Below are 18026 nucleotides of genomic sequence, written 5' to 3' on the forward strand. Positions count from 1 at the left end.
CGTGGGCACCGCCGGCTGTGAGAGGGACGGGAATGGAACCGACCGAGAGCGCCGCCCCGGACTCACTCCTGCGCCGGCTCACCGGCGCCTGGCGGGGGAGTCGCCCGGGTGCGCGACCCGTGGAGCGTCCGGGCGCGCAGCCGCGTGCCACCGGACAGTACTCCACACCGGACGCGCGCCACGACGCACCGCTCACCCCCGACCACACCTCCGGCCTGCCGGGCGGTGAAAGCGGACGGCACCTCCACTGGCCCGCGCTGCCCACGGCGGTCGTGGCCGCCGCCGGGTTCGTCCTGGGCGCCGGTTTCTTCCGGGCGTTCACCGGCGACCACGCGCTCTTCCCGTCCGGCACCGTCGGCTGGTCGCTGGCCGTCCTGACCGGTGTCATCGTCGGCCACCTGGTCGCCCTCGGCCGCGCCCGCTGGTGGGGCGGCACCGGCTCGGGCGCCGCCCTCACCCTCGGCGTCCTGCTGCTCTACGGCTGGGTCGCCGCCGGCATGGTCAGCCTGACCGTCGTCGTCCTGGTCGGCATAGCCCGGCGCAACCGCTGGCGCCAGGGCGTGCTGCACGGCGCGGTGGACATCCTCGGCATCGCCGCCGGAGCGCTCGTGCTGGGCGCGTTCGGCCGGGTGCCGTCCGTCGAGCAGCCCTGGAACCCGGACAGCTGGACGGTCTACACCGCACCCGAAGTGGTCCTGGTCGCCGTCGCCTATCTCGCCGTGACCCGCACCCTGCTCTGGTATCTGCACGCCCCGCGCCACGGCGGACTGCCCACCGTCGCCCGCACCGCCCTGCTCAGACAGGGGCTGGTCGCCGTCGCCCTGCTCGGCATCGCACCGCTGATCTGCGTGGTCGCCGTCGCCCAGCCGGTGCTGCTGCCGCTCTTCTCGATCCCGCTGATCGCCCTCGACTCCACCCTGTGGATGGCCCGCGCGAGGGCCGAGGAGCAACTGCGCGATCCGCTGACCGGACTGCCCAACCGGCAGTGGCTCCTGGAGCGCATCTGGACCGCCCTGGACGACGCCGAGCGCATCGGCGCCAAGGCCGCCCTCATGCTCATCGACCTCGACCGCTTCCGGTCGGTCAACGACACCCTGGGCCATCTCGCCGGTGACCGGCTGCTGTTGCAGATAGCCGACCGGCTGCGGGTGGCGCTGCCGCGCGGGGCGGAGGCCGCGCGGCTCGGCGGCGACGAGTTCGCCGTTTTACTGCCGGTCGCCGATTCCACGACGTCCGCGACCCGGGTCGCCCGCAACCTCGTCGCCGCGCTCAGCTCCCCGCTCGACCTCGACGGGCTCACCCTCGTCCTGGAGGCCAGCGCGGGCGTCGCCGTCTTCCCCGACCACGCCCTCGACGCCGAGGGGCTGCTGCGCCGGGCCGACGTCGCGATGTACCAGGCGAAGCGGGACCGTACGGGCGTGGAGGTCTACGAGTCCAAGCGGGACTCCAACACCCCGGACCGGTTGGGCCTGCTGGGGGATCTGCGCCGGGCGCTCGACGCGCACGAGGTGCAGCTGCACTACCAGCCCAAGGTCCGCTTCGACGGCCAGGTCGCCGGCCTGGAGGCGCTGGTGCGGTGGGTCCATCCGGAGCGCGGGAAGGTGCCGCCGGACGAGTTCATAGCGATCGCCGAGTCGTCCGGGCTGATGCCCCATCTGACGGAGTACGTGCTCGACACCGCGCTCGCCCAGGTCGCCAGATGGCGGGCTCAGGGCCTGTTCGTGCCGGTCGCGGTGAACGTCTCCCCGCGCGATGTGCACACCCCCGGTTTCGCCGGATCGGTCGCCGCGCGCCTCGCCCGGCACGGCGTCCCGGCGGGCTCCCTCCAACTGGAGATAACGGAACACGTCCTCCTGGAGGACCCGCAGCGAGCCGCCGACACCCTCAACGGCCTCACCGGACACGGCGTGAAGATGTCCCTCGACGACTTCGGCACCGGCTACTCCTCCCTGGTGCATCTACGGCGGCTGCCGGTCAGCGAGTTGAAGATCGACCGCTCCTTCGTGGCCCGGCTCGCGGTGGACACCGAGGACGCGGAGATCGTGCGCTGCACGGTGGATCTCGCCCACTCGCTGGGGCTGCTCGTCGTGGCGGAGGGCGTCGAGGACGACGAGACGTGGGAGCGGCTGCGGGACCTCGGCTGCGACGCCGTACAGGGGTGGCTGGTCGCCGCGGCGATGCCGCCGGAGGACATGACGGCGTGGCTGCTGGCGCGGGGGTCCCGGGGATGGCAGCGGCCCCGGGCGGCGCTGCCGGCCGCCGCCGCGGACGATCCGGGGCGGCTCGGCTGACCGCCCCGGCAAAACCGTTTAACGGCTGAGGGGCCCCGCCCCATAGGATTGGCCGGGATTGGCCCCAAACCACACACTCACCCCAGAGGAACGCTGCATGCCTGGCATCACGCGCGAGGAGGTCGCCCACCTCGCCCGGCTGGCGCGTCTGGAGCTGAAGCCCGAAGAGCTCGAACACTTCGCGGGACAGCTCGACGACATCATCGGCGCGGTCGCCCGCGTCAGCGAGGTCGCCGACCAAGACGTACCGCCGACCTCCCACCCGCTGCCGCTGACGAACGTCATGCGCCCGGACGAGGTCCGTCCCTCGCTCACCCCCGAGCAGGCGCTCTCCGGCGCCCCGGCCCAGGAGCAGCAGCGTTTCAAGGTGCCGCAGATCCTGGGGGAGGACTAATCACCATGACGGACCACAGCAGCATCATCCGGCTCACCGCCGCCGAGACCGCCGCGAACATCGCGTCCGGTGTGCTCACGGCCGTCGAGGTCACCGAGGCCCACCTCGCCCGTATCGAGGAGGTCGACGCGAAGGTGCACGCCTTCCTGCACGTCGACCGCGAGGGCGCCCTCGCGCAGGCCCGTGCCGTCGACGCGAAGCGGGCCAGGGGCGAGCAGCTCGGCCCCCTCGCCGGCGTCCCGCTCGCGCTCAAGGACATCTTCACCACCGAGGGCATCCCGACCACGGTCGGCTCCAAGATCCTCGAAGGCTGGATCCCGCCGTACGACGCGACGGTCACCAAGCGGCTGAAGGCCGCCGACGTGGTCATCCTCGGCAAGACCAACATGGACGAGTTCGCCATGGGGTCCTCGACCGAGAACAGCGCGTACGGCCCGACCGGCAACCCCTGGGACCTCACCAGGATCCCCGGTGGCTCCGGCGGCGGTTCCTCCGCCGCGCTCGCCTCCTTCCAGGCGCCCCTCGCGATCGGCACCGACACCGGCGGTTCCATCCGCCAGCCGGCCGCCGTCACCGGCACGGTCGGCGTCAAGCCGACATACGGCGCGGTCTCCCGCTACGGCATGGTGGCGTTCTCCTCCTCCCTCGACCAGGGCGGCCCCTGCGCCCGTACGGTCCTGGACGCGGCCCTGCTGCACGAGGTCATCGCCGGACACGACCCGCTCGACTCGACCTCCATCGACGCCCCGGTCCCCCCGGTCGTCGAGGCCGCCCGCAACGGCAGTGTCGCGGGCATGCGCGTCGGCGTCGTCAAGCAGTTCCGCGGCGAGGGCTACCAGGCCGGTGTCATCCAGCGGTTCGACGAGTCCGTCGCCGTACTGAGGGAACTGGGCGCCGAGATCGTCGAGTTGGACTGCCCGTCCTTCGACCTCGCCCTGTCGGCGTACTACCTCATCGCGCCCTCCGAGTGCTCCTCCAACCTCGCCCGCTTCGACGGCCTGCGCTACGGCCTCCGTACCGGCGACGACGGCACCCACTCGGCCGAGGAGGTCACCTCCCTCACCCGTGAGGCGGGCTTCGGCCCCGAGGTCAAGCGCCGCATCATGCTCGGCACGTACGCCCTCTCCAGCGGCTACTACGACGCGTACTACGGCAGCGCCCAGAAGGTCCGTACGCTCATCACCCGCGACTTCGAGAAGTCGTTCGAGAGCGTCGATGTGATCGTGTCGCCGACGACGCCGACCACCGCCTTCCCGATCGGCGAGCGCGCCGACGACCCGATGGCGATGTACCTCGCGGACCTGTGCACCATCCCGACCAACCTGGCGGGCAACTCGGCCATGTCGCTGCCCTGCGGTCTCGCGCCGGAGGACGGCCTCCCGGTCGGGCTGCAGATCATCGCCCCGGCCCTGAAGGACGACCGTCTTTACAAGGTCGGCGCCGCCGTCGAGGCCGCCTTCGTGGAAAAGTGGGGGCACCCGCTGCTTGAGGAGGCACCGTCGCTGTGAGCAACGCACTGTCGAAGGCCAAGGGCTTCAAGAAGTCCAAGTCCGGCACTTATGTGTCCATGGCCACCACCGCGTTCGGCGCGCTGGGTGTCGCCAAGCAGATCAAGAAGGCGCGCACCGAGCACGACACGCTCCGTCTGATCGACGCCACGGTCTCCGCCGTCGCGATCGTCACCGGCCTCGCCATCCTGTACCGCGAGCTGAAGCGGCTGGGCGACGACGACGTCCTGCTGGGCTGAGAGGGAAAGTTCACCGTGACCACCACGACCGACCTGGAGTCGTACGAGGACGCTCTCGCGTCGTACGACCCCGTCATGGGCCTTGAGGTCCATGTCGAACTCGGCACAAAGACCAAGATGTTCTGCGGCTGTTCGACCGAACTGGGCGCCGAGCCCAACTCGCAGACCTGCCCGACCTGCCTCGGCATGCCCGGCGCGCTCCCGGTCGTCAACGCGATCGGCGTCGAGTCCGCGATCAAGATCGGCCTCGCGCTGAACTGCGAGATCGCCGAGTGGTGCCGCTTCGCCCGGAAGAACTACTTCTATCCGGACATGCCGAAGAACTTCCAGACCTCCCAGTACGACGAGCCGATCGCCTTCAACGGCTACCTCGACGTACAGCTGGAGGACGGCGAGACCTTCCGGGTGCAGATCGAGCGCGCCCACATGGAGGAGGACACCGGCAAGTCGCTGCACGTCGGCGGCGCGACGGGCCGTATCCACGGCGCCTCGCACTCGCTGCTCGACTACAACCGCGCCGGCATCCCGCTCATCGAGATCGTCACCAAGCCGATCGAAGGTGCGGGCGAGCGTGCCCCCGAGGTCGCCAAGGCCTACGTCGCCGAGCTGCGCGAGCTGATCCGGGCGCTCGGGGTCTCCGAGGCGCGGATGGAGCAGGGCCAGATGCGCTGCGACGTGAACCTGTCGCTGCGTCCGCACGGCCGCGAGAAGTTCGGCACCCGCAGCGAGACGAAGAACGTCAACTCGCTGCGCTCCGTGGAGCGTGCCGCCCGCTACGAGATCCAGCGCCACGCCGCGGTGCTGAACTCCGGCGGCACGATCATCCAGGAGACCCGCCACTTCCACGAGGACACCGGGTCCACGACCTCGGGCCGCGTGAAGGAGGAGGCCGAGGACTACCGGTACTTCCCCGAGCCGGACCTGGTGCCGGTGGCACCCTCGCGCGAGTGGGTCGAGGAGATCCGCTCCGGGCTGCCCGAGCAGCCGTTGGCCCGCCGCAACCGGCTGAGCGAGGAGTGGGGGATCACCGCCTTCGACATGCAGTCGATCCTCAACGCCGGTGCCATCGACCCGATCGTCGCGACGATCGACGCCGGTGCCGACGCGGCCTCCGCCCGCAAGTGGTGGATGGGTGAACTCGCCCGCAGCGCCAACGAGTCGGGCAAGGCGCTCGACGAGCTGCCCATCACGCCCGAGCAGGTCGCCCGGGTCACCGCGCTGGTGACGGCCGGAGACCTGAACGACAAGCTGGCCCGCCAGGTCATCGAAGGCGTCCTCGCCGGCGAGGGCACCCCGGACGAGGTCGTCGAGAAGCGCGGTCTGAAGGTCGTCTCCGACGACGGCGCCCTCACCACCGCCGTCCAGGAGGCCATCGCCGGCAACCCGGGCATCGCCGACAAGATCCGCGGCGGCAAGGTGGCGGCGGCCGGCGCCCTGGTCGGCGCGGTCATGAAGGCCACCCGCGGTCAGGCCGACGCGGCCCGCGTCAAGGAGCTGATCCTGGAGCAGTTGGGCGTCAGCGAGGGCTGACGGAAGTCAACTCCCTGGGGGGATGCATCGGTTGCGATGCATCCCCCCAGGTGTGTCATCAGGCGTGTGATCAGGTGCGGCGCCCGACCACCCGCACGAAGCCAAGCGTGCGCCCCTCGTCGGCCCGCACCAGCTCCACAGACTCACGGGCCATGCGCGCCATCCAGTCGTAGGGACTCTCCTCGGCGCACACCTCGCTCCACAGCAGCCAGTCCTTCCAGCCGTCGGGCTGCCAGTCGGCGGTCTCGACCTCCACGGTCCCGCCGCGCGCCCAGTGGCGGCGCCACCAGTCGGCGGAGTGGAAGGCCCAGAAGCCGGGGTCCCAGAAGGGCCTCAGATGCTCGGGCGGTTCGTCGCCGGGCAGTTCCTCCCGGAGCGCGGGCATGACGACGCCGATCCGTCCGCCGGGCTTCAACAGCCTTGTGAGCGTGGGCAGATAGAGGTCGGCGGTGCCGAAGTACTGGTACGCGTCGATCGACACGATCGCGTCGAACGTGCCCTCCGCGAAGGGCAGGTCGTGCGCCTCGACGTGCACGGGCAGCACGCGGCCGTCGACGCCCGCCTCGGCGATCCGTACGGCGTTGTCGTCGGGCTTCACCCACAGGTCGGCGGCGGTGACCTGGACGTCGTACTCCCTGGCGAGGAAGACGGAGGTCATGGCGCGTCCGCAGCCCAGGTCGAGCACCCGCGCGCCCGGGCGCAGGGTGTCGAGGCCGAGGGCGGGGGCGAGCCACTCCAGGAGCCACAGCGCGTGCGGGCCCATCTGGTTCTCGATGGTCCAGCGGGCGTCGTAGCCGTTGCTGCGCGGGTAGCGGGGATGGGTCAGGCGGTCGGTCAGGTCGGTGTCGGACATCGGTGAACGGGCTCCTCCGGTTCTGCGTAGCTTCCTGGGGGAGAGCAACGAGATTGTGGAGGACGTCGGTTGGCCGCGCATCAGGTTTCTCAGGAGGACGCGCTACGCTCGCCCGCCATGGACGCACGCGGAGATTCCGAGATACCGGACTTCGGGGATCCGGCACTGGACGCGCGACGGGCCCGCTGGACATCGGCCCTGACCGGCGCCGTGCTGGCCCTCGCGGGTGTGGCCGCGGCGGTGCTCCGGGCCAGTGGGTCAGCACCCGCGCTCGTGCCGGCCGCCTATGCCCTGGGCGCGGCGGTGTGCGCCCTCGCGTCGGTCCTCGGCTCCCGGGGTCGTACCAGACGAGCCCTGTGGCTGTTGGTCGTCGGGGCCATGGTGATGGCGCTGGGGGACCAGTTCGACTGAGGCGACAGCCGAGGTGACAGAGTTCCCGTTACTGTCCTGTGATCTGGCTCCCACTCCCGTGATCCGGCGCACGAACGCCATGAACGATCACATTCTGCTGCAAGAGTGTGCCTCGTACTGCTCATGCGTTCTTTGCGGGCTGTTCATCCCTTGGACGAGTTTTCCCGGTCAAAGATCCACAATTCACCATCCCCGGGAGCACGTTCGTGGCAGCCCTTGCCCGCTGGTGTGTTCGGCACCGCCTCGCCGCCGTCCTGTTGTGGCTCCTCGCGTTCGGCGGGATCACCGCGGCCGCCGCCGTCACCGGCTCGGCGTACTCGAACGACTACGAGGCGCCCGGCACCGAATCGGGCCGCGCGACTCAGCTCCTCAAGGAGGGGTTCCCGGGTCTCGGCGGCGACAGCGACACCGTGGTCTGGCACACCTCGCCCGGCTCGGTCCGCGCCGCCGACGTCGAACAGACCATGACGGACGCCCTGGACAAGATCGCGAGCCTGCCCGGAGTCGCCTCCGTGGTCGGCCCGTACGACGGCCAGGGCACCGGCCGGATCAGCGCCGACGGACGGACCGCCTACGCCACCGTCACCTTCGCGCACCAGGCCGAGGACATCGACAAGTCCCAGGCGCAGGCGGTCGTCAGCGCCGCGAAGGCCGCCGAGACCGACGGGCTCCAGGTGGAACTGGGCGGTAGCGCCATCGCGCTCACCGAGTCGTCGAGCGGGCACACCGCCGAGATCGTCGGGGTGGCCGTCGCCGCCCTCGTGCTGTTCCTCGCCTTCGGTTCCCTCGCCGCCTCGCTGCTGCCCATCGGCACCGCCCTGGTGAGCGTCGGCACCGCGTACGCGGCGATCGTGCTGCTCGGGCACGCGATGACCGTCGCCGACTTCGCGCCCATGCTCGGCATGCTGATCGGGCTCGGCGTCGGCATCGACTACGCCCTGTTCATCGTCACCAGACACCGGCGCGGGCTGAAACGCGGGCTCTCCGTCGCCGAGGCGGTCACCGGCGCGGTCGTCACCACCGGACGCGCGGTCGTCTTCGCGGGCGCCACGGTGTGCATCGCCCTCCTCGGGATGCTGATCCTGCGGCTCGGCTTCCTCAACGGGGTCGCCATCGCCGCCTCGTTGACCGTGGTGCTCACCGTCGCGGCCTCCGTGACCCTGCTCCCGGCCCTGCTGTCCTTCATCGGCCCGCGCGCCCTCAGCCGCCGCGAACGCCGCCGGCTGGCCGAGCACGGGCCCCAGCCGGAGCTGCCCACCGGCCTCGCCGCCCGCTGGTCCGTGTTCGTCGAGCGCCACCCGAAACTGCTCGGCATCCTCGCCCTGGCCGTCATGACCGTCCTCGCCCTGCCCACCCTCGCCCTCCACCTGGGCACCTCCGACCAGGGCAACGACCCCAAGGCGTCGACCACCCGCCAGGCCTACGACCTCCTCGCCGACGGCTTCGGCCCCGGCGTCAACGGCCCGCTCACCCTCGTCACCAAGATCGACGGAGCCGAGGACAAGCTCGCCCTCGACAACCTCGACGCCACCCTCCGCACCACCGAGGGCGTCGCCTCCGTGACCCCGGTGACCTACGACGCCGGCGGCTCCACCGGCTACTTCTCGGTCGTCCCGGACTCGGCACCGCAGTCCCAGAAGACGAGCGACCTCGTCGACCGGCTGCGCACCGAGGTACTGCCCCGGGCCGAGACCGGCACCTCGCTCGACATCCACGTCGGCGGAGTGACCGCGAGCTACGACGACTTCGCCGCCGTGATCGTCGGCAAGCTCCCGCTGTTCGTCGGGGTCGTCATCTCGCTCGGCTGCCTGCTGCTCCTGCTCGCCTTCCGGTCGATCGGCATCCCGCTCAAGGCCGCCGCGATGAACGTCGCCGCCGTGGCCGCCGCCTTCGGGGTCGTCGTCGCGATCTTCCAGTGGGGCTGGGGCAGCGAGTTCCTCGGCCTCGGCCGGGCCGGACCGATCGAACCCTTCCTCCCAGTGATCATGGTGTCGGTCCTCTTCGGACTCTCCATGGACTACCAGGTCTTCCTGGTCGGCCGGATGTACGAGGAATGGCTGGAAACCGGCGACAACCGCCGGGCCGTCCGCGTCGGCCTCGCCGAGACCAGCCGTGTCATCAACTCGGCCGCCGTCATCATGATCTCCGTCTTCCTCGCATTCGTGCTCAGCGGCGACCGCGTGATCGCCATGTTCGGCATCGCGCTCGCCTCCGCCGTCGCCCTGGACGCCTTCGTGCTGCGCACCCTCCTGGTCCCGGCCCTCATGCACCTGCTCGGCGGCGCCAACTGGTGGCTGCCCCGGAGCCTGGACCGCGTCCTGCCCCGGATCAGCATCGAACCGCCCGAGTGCCGCGCCGCCCATGAGAGGCTGGCCGCCGCGACGGACGCCGAGGTGGCGGACGTCCTGGCCAAGGAGCGGGAGCAGGATGTACGCGATATCCCTGGGTGACGACGGGGCCGAACTGCGTCCCCTGGAGCCCTGGCACGCCGAGGAGTTCTTCGCCCACCTGGAGCGTGGCCGGGAGTTCATCGGCCAGTACATCTCCTTCGGCTCCAAGGAGACGGACGTCGAGTCCGCGCGGGCCATGCTCCAGCGCTACGCCGACCTGCGCGCCGCCGACAGCGCGTCCCTGCACGGCATCTGGCTGGACGGGAAGCTCGTCGGCGGGGTCCTCTTCCTCAACTTCCATGCCGACCAGGGCAACTGCGAAGTCGGCTGCTGGCTGGAACCCGCCGCCGCCGGGCGCGGGCTGATCACCCGCGCGATCCGGATCCTCATCGATTTCGCGATCGAACAGCGCGGTATCCACCGGGTCGAATGGCATGCCGCGTCGGGCAATGAGAAGAGCCTGAATGTTGCCCGCCGCATGGGCATGACCAGGGACGCGGTCCTCCGCGAGTCACACCCCTATCGGGGGGTACGGCACGACATCGAGGTGTGGTCGGTGCTCGCACCTGAGTGGCGCGAAGCACGCGCGCGTGACCCACACAGCGATCTTTAAGGAACTTCTCAGACTTCACCCCTACCGTGCGCACCATGGGTACCAAGACTGTTGACGAGGCCGCGAACGAGGCCACCGAGGTGAAGAGCGACGCGGAGACCGTCGATGTCACCAAGACCGACGAGGAAGTGACCGCGACCGAGAACGAGGCCACCGACGAGGCCGAGCACGAGGACGACCTCACCGAGGAGGAGTACGCCGCCGAGCTGGCGAAGCTCCGCGAGGAGGAGGGCGAGGGCCCGACCGGCGTCGGCCAGGGCGCCGCCGCCGTGGTCTCCGCCGCACTCGGCTTCATCTCGCTCTCCGGCGGCTGGATCGGCACCGTCGCCGCCGCCCGCGAGACCCTCAAGGGCCAGCTCTCGACCTCCTCCACCGCGAGCGTCGCGAAGCAGATCAAGGAGGTCTACGGCGACGCCTGGCACACCACCGCGCTGTGGGCCGGCATCTTCGCCCTGGTCGCCGCGCTGGTCGGCGTCGCGGTCCTCGTCCGCCCCGCGTTCGGCACCCCCGGCAAGCCGCAGGCCGTCTGGATCAAGTCGGTCGCCTGGGCGGGCGTCACGCTCGGTGTCGTGGGCCTGCTCCTGGCCGTCCTGAAGTACACCGACATCCTGCTCAGCCTGCCCTCCGCGAGCAGCTGAGTCACCGCAGTTCATCAGGGGTCTTAGGGCCTTCGTAAGCACCTTACGGAGGACCTGAGGCCCCTTACTCATGTCTAAGGCCCGCCGGGCCCCGCAAGATGCGGAACTCTCCCGATGTGGCGGCCCCCCCTTGGAGACGAAGGTTGAGGCATCGCACCAAGCGAAGCCGAAAAACCGCCTCCACCAAGGGACTTGAGATGCACGAGTACGAACTCCACCAGATCCGTTCCGCCGAACTGCGCCGCCAGGCCGCCAACGAGCGCCTCGCCCGCGAAGCCGTCCGCAGCCGCCGCGCCGCCCGCCGCGAGCAGGCCCGGCAGGCCGCCGAAGGGGAGGTGCATACCGAACGCCCTCGTCGGCACCTGTTCGCCCGTGCGTGGTGAACGCTCCGGCACGGGAGGGCGGCCGTACGGCGCCCGCCGGGGCGCTCCTCCCCTCGGCCGCCCGCCCGAAAACGGGTGCCGCGTTGTCAGACCCGCGTGACATGCTCCAACCCGTGGAGACCAGGTCCGTCAGTCCGGTCTTCGTCGGCCGCGCCGACGAACTGGACACGCTGAACGATGCGCTCGCCCGCGCCGCCGCGGGCGAGCCGCAGGCGTTGCTGCTGGGCGGTGAGGCCGGGGTGGGCAAGACCCGGCTCGTCGAGGAGTTCGCCACCGCCGCCTGCCGGCAGGGCGCCGTCGTCGCCCTCGGCGGCTGTGTGGAGATCGGCGCGGACGGACTGCCCTTCGCCCCGTTCTCCACCGCCCTGCGCGCCCTGCGCCGCGAACTGCCCGCCGAACTGTCCGCGGCCGCCGCCGGACAGGAGGAGGAACTCGCCCGACTGCTCCCCGAGTTGGCGGAGGCACCGCCCGCCGGCCGACCCCGTGGCCGAGACGAGGAGGGCATGGCCCGCCTCTTCGAACTCACCGCGCGCCTCCTGGAGCGCGTCGCCGCCGACCGCACGGTGGTGGTCGCCCTGGAGGACCTGCACTGGGCCGACGCCTCCACCCGCCACCTCCTCGCCTACCTCTTCCGCACCCTGCGCACCGGCCGCCTCGTCGTGCTCGCCACCTACCGCGCCGACGACATCCACCGCCGCCACCCCCTCCGCCCGCTGCTCGCCGAACTCGACCGGCTCCGCACGATCCGCCGGATCGAACTCGGCCGCTTCAACCGGCAGGAGGTGGGCCGCCAGATCGCCGGCATCCGCGCCGCCGAACCGGACCCCGCCCAGGTCGACGAGATCTTCGAACGCTCCGACGGCAACGCCTTCTTCGTCGAGGAACTCGCCGTCGCCGCCCCCGACGGCTGCCGCACCAGCCTCACCGACTCGCTGCGCGACCTGCTCCTCGTCCGCGTCGAGTCACTGCCCGAGAGCGCCCAACGCGTCGCCAGGATCGTCGCCGAGGGCGGCTCGACCGTCGAGTACCGACTGCTCGCCGCCGTCGCCCGGCTCGCCGAGGACGACCTCATCGAGGCGCTGCGGGCCGCCGTCGGCGCCAACATCCTCCAGGCCGCGCCCGGCGGCGACGGATACCGCTTCCGCCACTCCCTGGTCCGCGAGGCGGTCGGCGACGACCTGCTGCCCGGCGAGCGCTCCCGCATCAACCGCCGCTACGCCGAGGCCCTGGAGGCCGACCCGACGCTCGTCCCCGCCGACCAGCGCGTCATGCGGCTGGCGAGCTACTGGTACCACGCCCACGACGCCGCCAAGGCCCTCCCCGCCGTCCTGGACGCCTCCGTCGCGGCCCGCGGCCGACACGCCCACTCCGAGCAACTGCGGCTCCTGGAGCGGGCGATGGAGCTGTGGGACACCGTCCCCGACGCCGTACGCGCCGCCCTGCGCCCCCTCGACTACGCCGAGGTCTATCCCCCCTGCGGCTGCGACCCGGAGACCACGCCCCTGCGCTACCTCGACCTGATGGCCGAAGCCGCGGTCGCCGGCCGGCTGAGCGGGGAGCGCGAGCGCGCCCTGAAGATCACCAAGCGGGCACTGCGCCTCCTGGAGGACGAGGGGGACCCGCTGCGGGCCGCCTGGTTCTGGGTGCAGCGCTCCGTCCTGATCCGGAACCAGAGCCGCGGTGACGGCTGGCCCGAACTGGCCGCCGCCCAGGAACTGGTCCGCGGACTGCCGCCCTCCGAGGTGCACGCCGAGGTACTGGCCAAGGTCGCCGGCTGGTCCATGGTCCATGTGCCGGGACCCGACGCCTATGTGGCCGCCGAGCGCGCGGTCGAGTACGCGCGGATGGTGGGCGCCCGCGAGATCGAGATGGACGCCCGCCTCACGCTGGCCGGCCTCATGGTCGCCTCCGGCGATGTCGAGGCGGGCCTCGCCGAGCTGGTCGAGGTGAACGAACGGACGGTCGCCGAGGGCATCTCCACCGTCGCGGGCCGCAGCTATGTGAACCTTCCGTCCTGCCTCGAAAATGTCGGCCGCTCCCGCGAGGCCGTCCCGATCCTGGAGACGGGGCTCGCCTTCGCCAAGAAGTTCGGCCAGTTCGACAAAGAGGCCTGGATCTGGGGGAACCTCGCCGAATCCCTCTTCACCCTGGGCCGCTGGGACGAGGCCGCCGAGGCCGCGACCAAGGCGGAGCGGGTGGGTCAGAGCGCCAAACCCCGCGGCTTCCACGCCCGCCTCCGCGCCGAACTCGCCCTCGCCCAGGGCGATGTGCCTGAGGCCCGCCGCCAACTGGCCGCGGCCCGCGAGCACTTCGGCACCCATGACATCGCACCCCAGCACCACCAGCCGCTGGAGCGGATCGAGATCCAGGTCGCCGCCGCCGAAGGCCGCCTCCTCGACGCCCGCGCCACCCTCGAACAGGCCCTGGACTCCGGATTCCGGCCCGGCACCCATTTCGAGACCTGGCCCCTGCTGGTCGCCGCGGCCATCACCGAGACCCAGGCCATCGGCCTGCCCGCCGCCGACCCCGGCCGCCCCAAGATCCTCGAACGCATCCGGGAGGCGGCCAAACCGGTCGCCACCAACGTCCCGGTCTGGCAGGCCCACGAACGCTGGCTGCGCGCCGAACTGCTGCACGCGGAGGGCCGCTGCGCCCCCGACCACTGGTCCGAGGCCGTCGCCGCCTTCGAACGCCTCGACCGCCCCTACGACCTCGCCCGCGTCCGCCACCGCCTCGCCGAAGCCCTCCTCTCCGACCCCACCGGCGGTGACGACGAACGCGAACGCGCCACCGAACTGCTCCGCCTCTCCGCCGCCGTCGCCGACCACCTCGGCGCCCGCCCGCTCGCCGACGCCGTCGCCCTGCTCGCCCAGCGGGCCCGCCTGACGCTCACCCGGGTCCCCGAGCCGAGAGCCGTCCCCGCCGACCCCGTCGAGGCACTCGGCCTCACCAGCCGGGAGCGCGACGTCCTGCGCCTGGTCTCCGCCGGGCGCACCAACCGGCAGATCGCCGAGGAACTCTTCATCTCCCCCAAGACCGCGAGCGTCCACGTCTCGAACATCCTCGGCAAGCTCGGCGTCTCGGGCCGGGGAGAGGCCGCGGCGGTGGCCCACAGGCTGGGCCTGTTCCCGCCCGATCCGCTCACCGCGCGATCCGCGGGATGAGCCGTACGCTGTAGGGGACCGGCACAGGGGAGGCGCCGTGTTCAACATGTTCGAGGAGTTGTTCTCACCGGGCCGCAAGCACACCGAGGACGAGCGCAATCGGCTGGAGATGACCAGGGAGGACGTCGGTGACGGCGACCCCGGGCGCGGTCCGATAGACCTGGAGTCCGGCAAGGTCGTCGTACGCCTGCCGGACCCCGCTGCCGATCTGTCCGCCGACGCGTCCGCTACGTCACCTGAAGCTCCAGAATCCGATCGTCCCCCGACTTAGGCGTGCCCCGCCCGTCCGTGTTGCTGGTCACCAGCCACAGCTTGTCGCCACCGGCCGACACCACCGTGCGCAGCCGGCCGTACTTGCCGGTGAGGAAGGCCTGCGGGGTGGCCGACGCCTTCGTGCCGTCCAGCGGGATGCGCCACAGGCGCTGGCCCTTCAGCCCCGCCATCCATATGGAGCCCTTGGCATAGGCGATGCCGCTGGGGGAGGCGTCGTCCGTGTGCCACTGGGCGATCGGGCTGTGGTACTTCGGGTTGCTGGTCCTGCCCTCGGCGTCCGGCCAGCCGTAGTCGTCGCCCGGCTTGATCGCGTTCAGCTCGTCCCAGGTGTCCTGGCCGAACTCCGAGGCGAACAGCCGCTGCTTGGTGTCCCAGGCCAGACCCTGCACATTGCGATGGCCATAGGTGTACACCGGCGAATTCGGGAACGGGTTGCCCGGAGCGGGGTCGCCCTCCGGGGTCAGCCGCAGGATCTTGCCGCCCAGGGACTTCTTGTCCTGCGCCAGACCCCGCTGACCGCTCTCGCCCGTCCCCGCGTACAGCATGCCGTCCGGGCCGAAGGCGATCCGCCCGCCGTTGTGGATATAGCCCTTGGGGATGCCCTTGAAGATGGTGTCGGGCGCGCCCAACTGCTCACCGGCCGGCTTCTTCGCGTCGTACAGCATGCGGACGATGCGGTTGTCCGAGTCCGAGGTGAAGTAGGCGTAGATCATGTGGTCCGAGGCGTAGTCCGGGGAGAGCGAGATGCCGAGGAGGCCGCCCTCGCCGGCCGGGGACACCCCGGACACCGTGCCCAGCTCGGTCTTCTTGCCGGTGGCCTCGGCGATCCGGGTGATGGTGCCGTCGTCCCGGGAGGAGACCAGCAGGTTCCCGTCGGGCAGCGGGGCCAGGCCCCAGGGGGTCTTGAGCCCCTCGGTGACCGTGCGCAGCACCTTCACCGTGCCCTTGGCGGGCGGGGTCTGCTCGGCGGCCTGCGCGGAGGGGGATGCCCCCGCCGTCGTACCGCCGCTGCCCGCCGACGTACTGGTGGCGTCGCCCGGGGATCCTCCGCCGTCGGAGGAGCAGCCGGCCGTCAGCAGGAGCGCGGTCACGGCCAGGGCGGCCGACACGACTCGTCGTTGCACGATCAGGTCCCTTCGACGGGCGGGTACTCACCAGTGGGTACGGCGGGTTCTTGCGGTGGGCTCACGGCCGGGCCCTGCGGCTGGTTCTACTTTTCATACACCGCTCGCGCCGCTCGGGTTCCCGATCCGTGAGCGCCGACGCACGATCCGGCCCCGCCCCGTGTACGGCGGTCAGTCCCAGGACCCCAGCGCCGCCGGCAGCTCCGCGACCTCCGTGAGGTCCTCCGGCGTCAGGCGCAGCTCCGCCGCCCCCGCGTTCTCCGTCACCCAGTGCTCCCGCTTGGTGCCCGGCACCGGCACCACGTGCGGGCCCTGCGCCAGCACCCACGCCAGGGCCACCTGCGCCGGGGTGACCTCCGGGCCGTGGCGCCGGGCCACCCGTCGCAGCCCGGCCACGATCGGCTGGTTCGCGGCCGTCATCTCCGCGGTGAAACGGGGATGCCGGGCGCGCACGTCGTCCGGTTCGAAGCCCTCGCCCGGGGTCAGCGTGCCGGTCAGGAAGCCGTTGCCGAGCGGCATCGCGGCCAGCAGGCCGACCCCGCGCGCCGCGCACCACGGCAGCAGCGCGTCCAGCGCCTCCGACGACCACACCGACAACTCGGCCTGCACCGCGGTCACCGGGAACACCTGCTGCACGCGCTGGAGTTGGCGGATCGTTCCGTCATGCAGCCGCGCCCCCGGCCGGCGCGCGGAACGGGCACCGACCGCGCACATCCCCAACGCCCGTACCTTTCCCGCCCGTACGAGGTCCGCCATCGCGCCCCAGGTCTCCTCGACCGGGACTTCGGGGTCGGCGCGGTGCAGTTGGTAGAGGTCGATCACATCGGTCTGCAGGCGGCGCAGTGAGGCGTCGCAGGCGCGTTTCACATAGCCGGGGCGGCCGTTGGCCACGATGTGCTGTTCGCCGACCAGCAGACCGACCTTGGTCGACACGAACGCGTCCTCGCGCCGCTCCTTCAACACCCGCCCCAGCAACAGCTCGTTGGTGAACGGGCCGTACATGTCGGCGGTGTCCAGCAGCGTCATCCCCAGATCGAGCGCCCGGTGCACCGCCCTGACCGACTCGTCGCCCCGCTGCCGCGACCCGCTGTACGCCCAACTCATAGGCATGCAACCGAGTCCCACGGCCCCCATCGCGAGCGCCCCCGCGCCGATCGTCCTGCGCTCCACCTGCTCGTGACCCTCCCTCTTCCGGCTCCCCAACCTAACCTCTACGCGCGCGTGGCCCTGACATAGCCTCCTGACCATGACTGCTGACGTGTGGCTGCCCATTCCTCCGGAGGAGATCGAGGGGCTCCCGGAGGGGCCGAACTATCTGTTCTGGGACGGGGGTGAGGAGTTCCCGGCGGACCCGGCCGACTGCGCGTTCTACGTCGTGCCCTACATGAAGGGCATGGAGATCAGCGTGCGGCCGCTGCCGGAGATGGGTTCCGTGGAGGTCGTGCAGACCCTGTCGGCCGGCATCGACCATGTGCAGCCGGGGCTCACGCACCTGCGCCCCGGTGTGCGGCTGTGCAATGCGCGGGGAGTGCACGAGGCGAGCACCGGCGAACTCACCCTGGCGCTGATCCTCGCCTCGCTGCGCGGCATCCCCGACTTCGTGCGCGCGCAGGACAAGGGGGAGTGGCTCGGTGGGTTCCGTCCCGCCCTCGCCGACAAGTCCGTCCTCATCGTCGGCTACGGCTCCATCGGCTCCGCCATCGAGGACCGGCTCACTCCCTTCGAGCTCGCGCGGGTGGCGCGGGTGGCGCGCTCCGGGCGCACCACCGAGCGCGGACCGGTGCATCCGCTCGCCGAACTGCCCGCGCTGCTCCCGGAGGCGGACGTCGTCATCCTGTCCACGCCCCTCACCGAGACCACCCGTCACCTGGCCGACGCCGAGTTCCTGGCCCGGATGAAGGACGGGGCGCTGCTGGTCAACGTGGCCCGCGGCCCCGTCGTGGACACCAAGGCGCTGCTCGCGGAGCTGGAGAGCGGCCGTATCACCGCGGCGCTGGACGTCACCGACCCCGAACCGCTGCCCCGGGGGCACCCGTTGTGGCAGGCCCCCGGCGTGCTGATCAGTCCGCATGTCGGCGGGCCCACCTCGGCGTTCCTGCCGAGGGCGAAGCGTCTGGTTGCCGACCAGTTGGGTCGGTTCGTGAACCAGGAGCCGCTGCGCAACGTGATCCTTACGACAGGACCGACGGGGTAGTCGCAACAAGCGTGCAATCCG

At 71.4% G+C, this 18026-nt stretch carries 16 protein-coding genes; 13 read left to right on the forward strand and 3 right to left on the reverse strand.

The genetic code is table 11. The features are described from left to right. The first annotated feature begins 32 nt into the window (after positions 1-32). The 5 genes from AB0M63_RS35770 (at position 33) to gatB (ending at position 5962) form a co-directional block, all read left to right on the forward strand. Entirely contained in the window at positions 33-2291 is a 2259-nt protein-coding gene (locus tag AB0M63_RS35770) for a bifunctional diguanylate cyclase/phosphodiesterase (protein ID WP_355920900.1), read from the forward strand. Between the two features lie 97 nt (positions 2292-2388). Further along, on the forward strand, positions 2389-2685 hold the full coding sequence (gene gatC / locus AB0M63_RS35775; protein ID WP_030231941.1) for an Asp-tRNA(Asn)/Glu-tRNA(Gln) amidotransferase subunit GatC: 297 nt from the start codon (positions 2389-2391) through the stop codon (positions 2683-2685). Between the two features lie 5 nt (positions 2686-2690). After that, the gene (gene gatA / locus AB0M63_RS35780) at positions 2691-4193 is read left to right on the forward strand and encodes an Asp-tRNA(Asn)/Glu-tRNA(Gln) amidotransferase subunit GatA (protein WP_355920896.1); all 1503 of its coding nucleotides are present in this window, start codon (positions 2691-2693) and stop codon (positions 4191-4193) included. Next, positions 4190-4432 (forward strand): hypothetical protein, encoded by a 243-nt coding sequence (locus AB0M63_RS35785; RefSeq protein ID WP_355920893.1) that lies wholly within the window; start codon positions 4190-4192, stop codon positions 4430-4432. The genes gatA and AB0M63_RS35785 overlap by 4 nt, the downstream gene beginning before the upstream one ends. A 15-nt stretch (positions 4433-4447) precedes the next feature. Continuing rightward, positions 4448-5962, forward strand: a complete 1515-nt coding sequence (gene gatB / locus AB0M63_RS35790) for an Asp-tRNA(Asn)/Glu-tRNA(Gln) amidotransferase subunit GatB (protein ID WP_355920890.1) — start codon at positions 4448-4450, stop codon at positions 5960-5962. A 70-nt stretch (positions 5963-6032) separates the two neighbouring features. Here gatB and AB0M63_RS35795 read toward each other — a convergent pair whose 3' ends face one another. Continuing rightward, on the reverse strand, positions 6033-6815 hold the full coding sequence (locus AB0M63_RS35795) for a methyltransferase domain-containing protein (protein WP_366022279.1): 783 nt from the start codon (positions 6813-6815) through the stop codon (positions 6033-6035). Positions 6816-6932: 117 nt separating this feature from the next. On the opposite strand from AB0M63_RS35795, the gene AB0M63_RS35800 reads away from it, so the two are divergent. From AB0M63_RS35800 to AB0M63_RS35830, 7 genes are all read left to right on the forward strand, one after another. After that, the gene (locus AB0M63_RS35800; RefSeq protein WP_355920887.1) at positions 6933-7226 is read left to right on the forward strand and encodes a hypothetical protein; all 294 of its coding nucleotides are present in this window, start codon (positions 6933-6935) and stop codon (positions 7224-7226) included. Between the two features lie 206 nt (positions 7227-7432). Beyond that, complete coding sequence (locus AB0M63_RS35805; protein WP_366022281.1) at positions 7433-9676, forward strand: MMPL family transporter; 2244 nt, start codon at positions 7433-7435, stop codon at positions 9674-9676. After that, the gene (locus AB0M63_RS35810) at positions 9654-10229 is read left to right on the forward strand and encodes a GNAT family protein (RefSeq protein ID WP_355920881.1); all 576 of its coding nucleotides are present in this window, start codon (positions 9654-9656) and stop codon (positions 10227-10229) included. The genes AB0M63_RS35805 and AB0M63_RS35810 overlap by 23 nt, the downstream gene beginning before the upstream one ends. Before the next feature lie 35 nt (positions 10230-10264). Continuing rightward, on the forward strand, positions 10265-10867 hold the full coding sequence (locus AB0M63_RS35815) for a hypothetical protein (RefSeq protein ID WP_355920878.1): 603 nt from the start codon (positions 10265-10267) through the stop codon (positions 10865-10867). A 197-nt stretch (positions 10868-11064) separates the two neighbouring features. Beyond that, the gene (locus AB0M63_RS35820) at positions 11065-11250 is read left to right on the forward strand and encodes a hypothetical protein (protein ID WP_355920876.1); all 186 of its coding nucleotides are present in this window, start codon (positions 11065-11067) and stop codon (positions 11248-11250) included. Positions 11251-11351: 101 nt separating this feature from the next. After that, positions 11352-14414, forward strand: coding sequence for an AAA family ATPase (locus AB0M63_RS35825; protein ID WP_366022283.1), 3063 nt, complete (start codon positions 11352-11354; stop codon positions 14412-14414). 37 nt (positions 14415-14451) lie between these two features. Beyond that, positions 14452-14685 (forward strand): DUF6191 domain-containing protein, encoded by a 234-nt coding sequence (locus tag AB0M63_RS35830; protein ID WP_355920870.1) that lies wholly within the window; start codon positions 14452-14454, stop codon positions 14683-14685. On the opposite strand, the gene AB0M63_RS35835 is transcribed toward AB0M63_RS35830, so the two are convergent. Both AB0M63_RS35835 and AB0M63_RS35840 read right to left on the reverse strand, forming a co-directional pair. Then, positions 14642-15796 carry a PQQ-dependent sugar dehydrogenase gene (locus AB0M63_RS35835; protein WP_366022460.1) on the reverse strand — a complete coding sequence of 385 codons (1155 nt, stop codon included), beginning with the start codon at positions 15794-15796 and terminating at the stop codon, positions 14642-14644. The genes AB0M63_RS35830 and AB0M63_RS35835 overlap by 44 nt on opposite strands. A gap of 186 nt (positions 15797-15982) precedes the next feature. Next, a complete protein-coding gene (locus AB0M63_RS35840) occupies positions 15983-16981 on the reverse strand; it encodes an aldo/keto reductase (RefSeq protein ID WP_355920868.1) in 999 nt (332 codons plus the stop codon). A gap of 76 nt (positions 16982-17057) precedes the next feature. On the opposite strand from AB0M63_RS35840, the gene AB0M63_RS35845 reads away from it, so the two are divergent. Beyond that, entirely contained in the window at positions 17058-18005 is a 948-nt protein-coding gene (locus AB0M63_RS35845) for a 2-hydroxyacid dehydrogenase (RefSeq protein WP_366022284.1), read from the forward strand. Positions 18006-18026: the final 21 nt, after the last annotated feature.

The sequence above is a fragment of the Streptomyces sp. NPDC051576 genome (assembly GCF_040681835.1).
Taxonomy (GTDB): domain Bacteria; phylum Actinomycetota; class Actinomycetes; order Streptomycetales; family Streptomycetaceae; genus Streptomyces.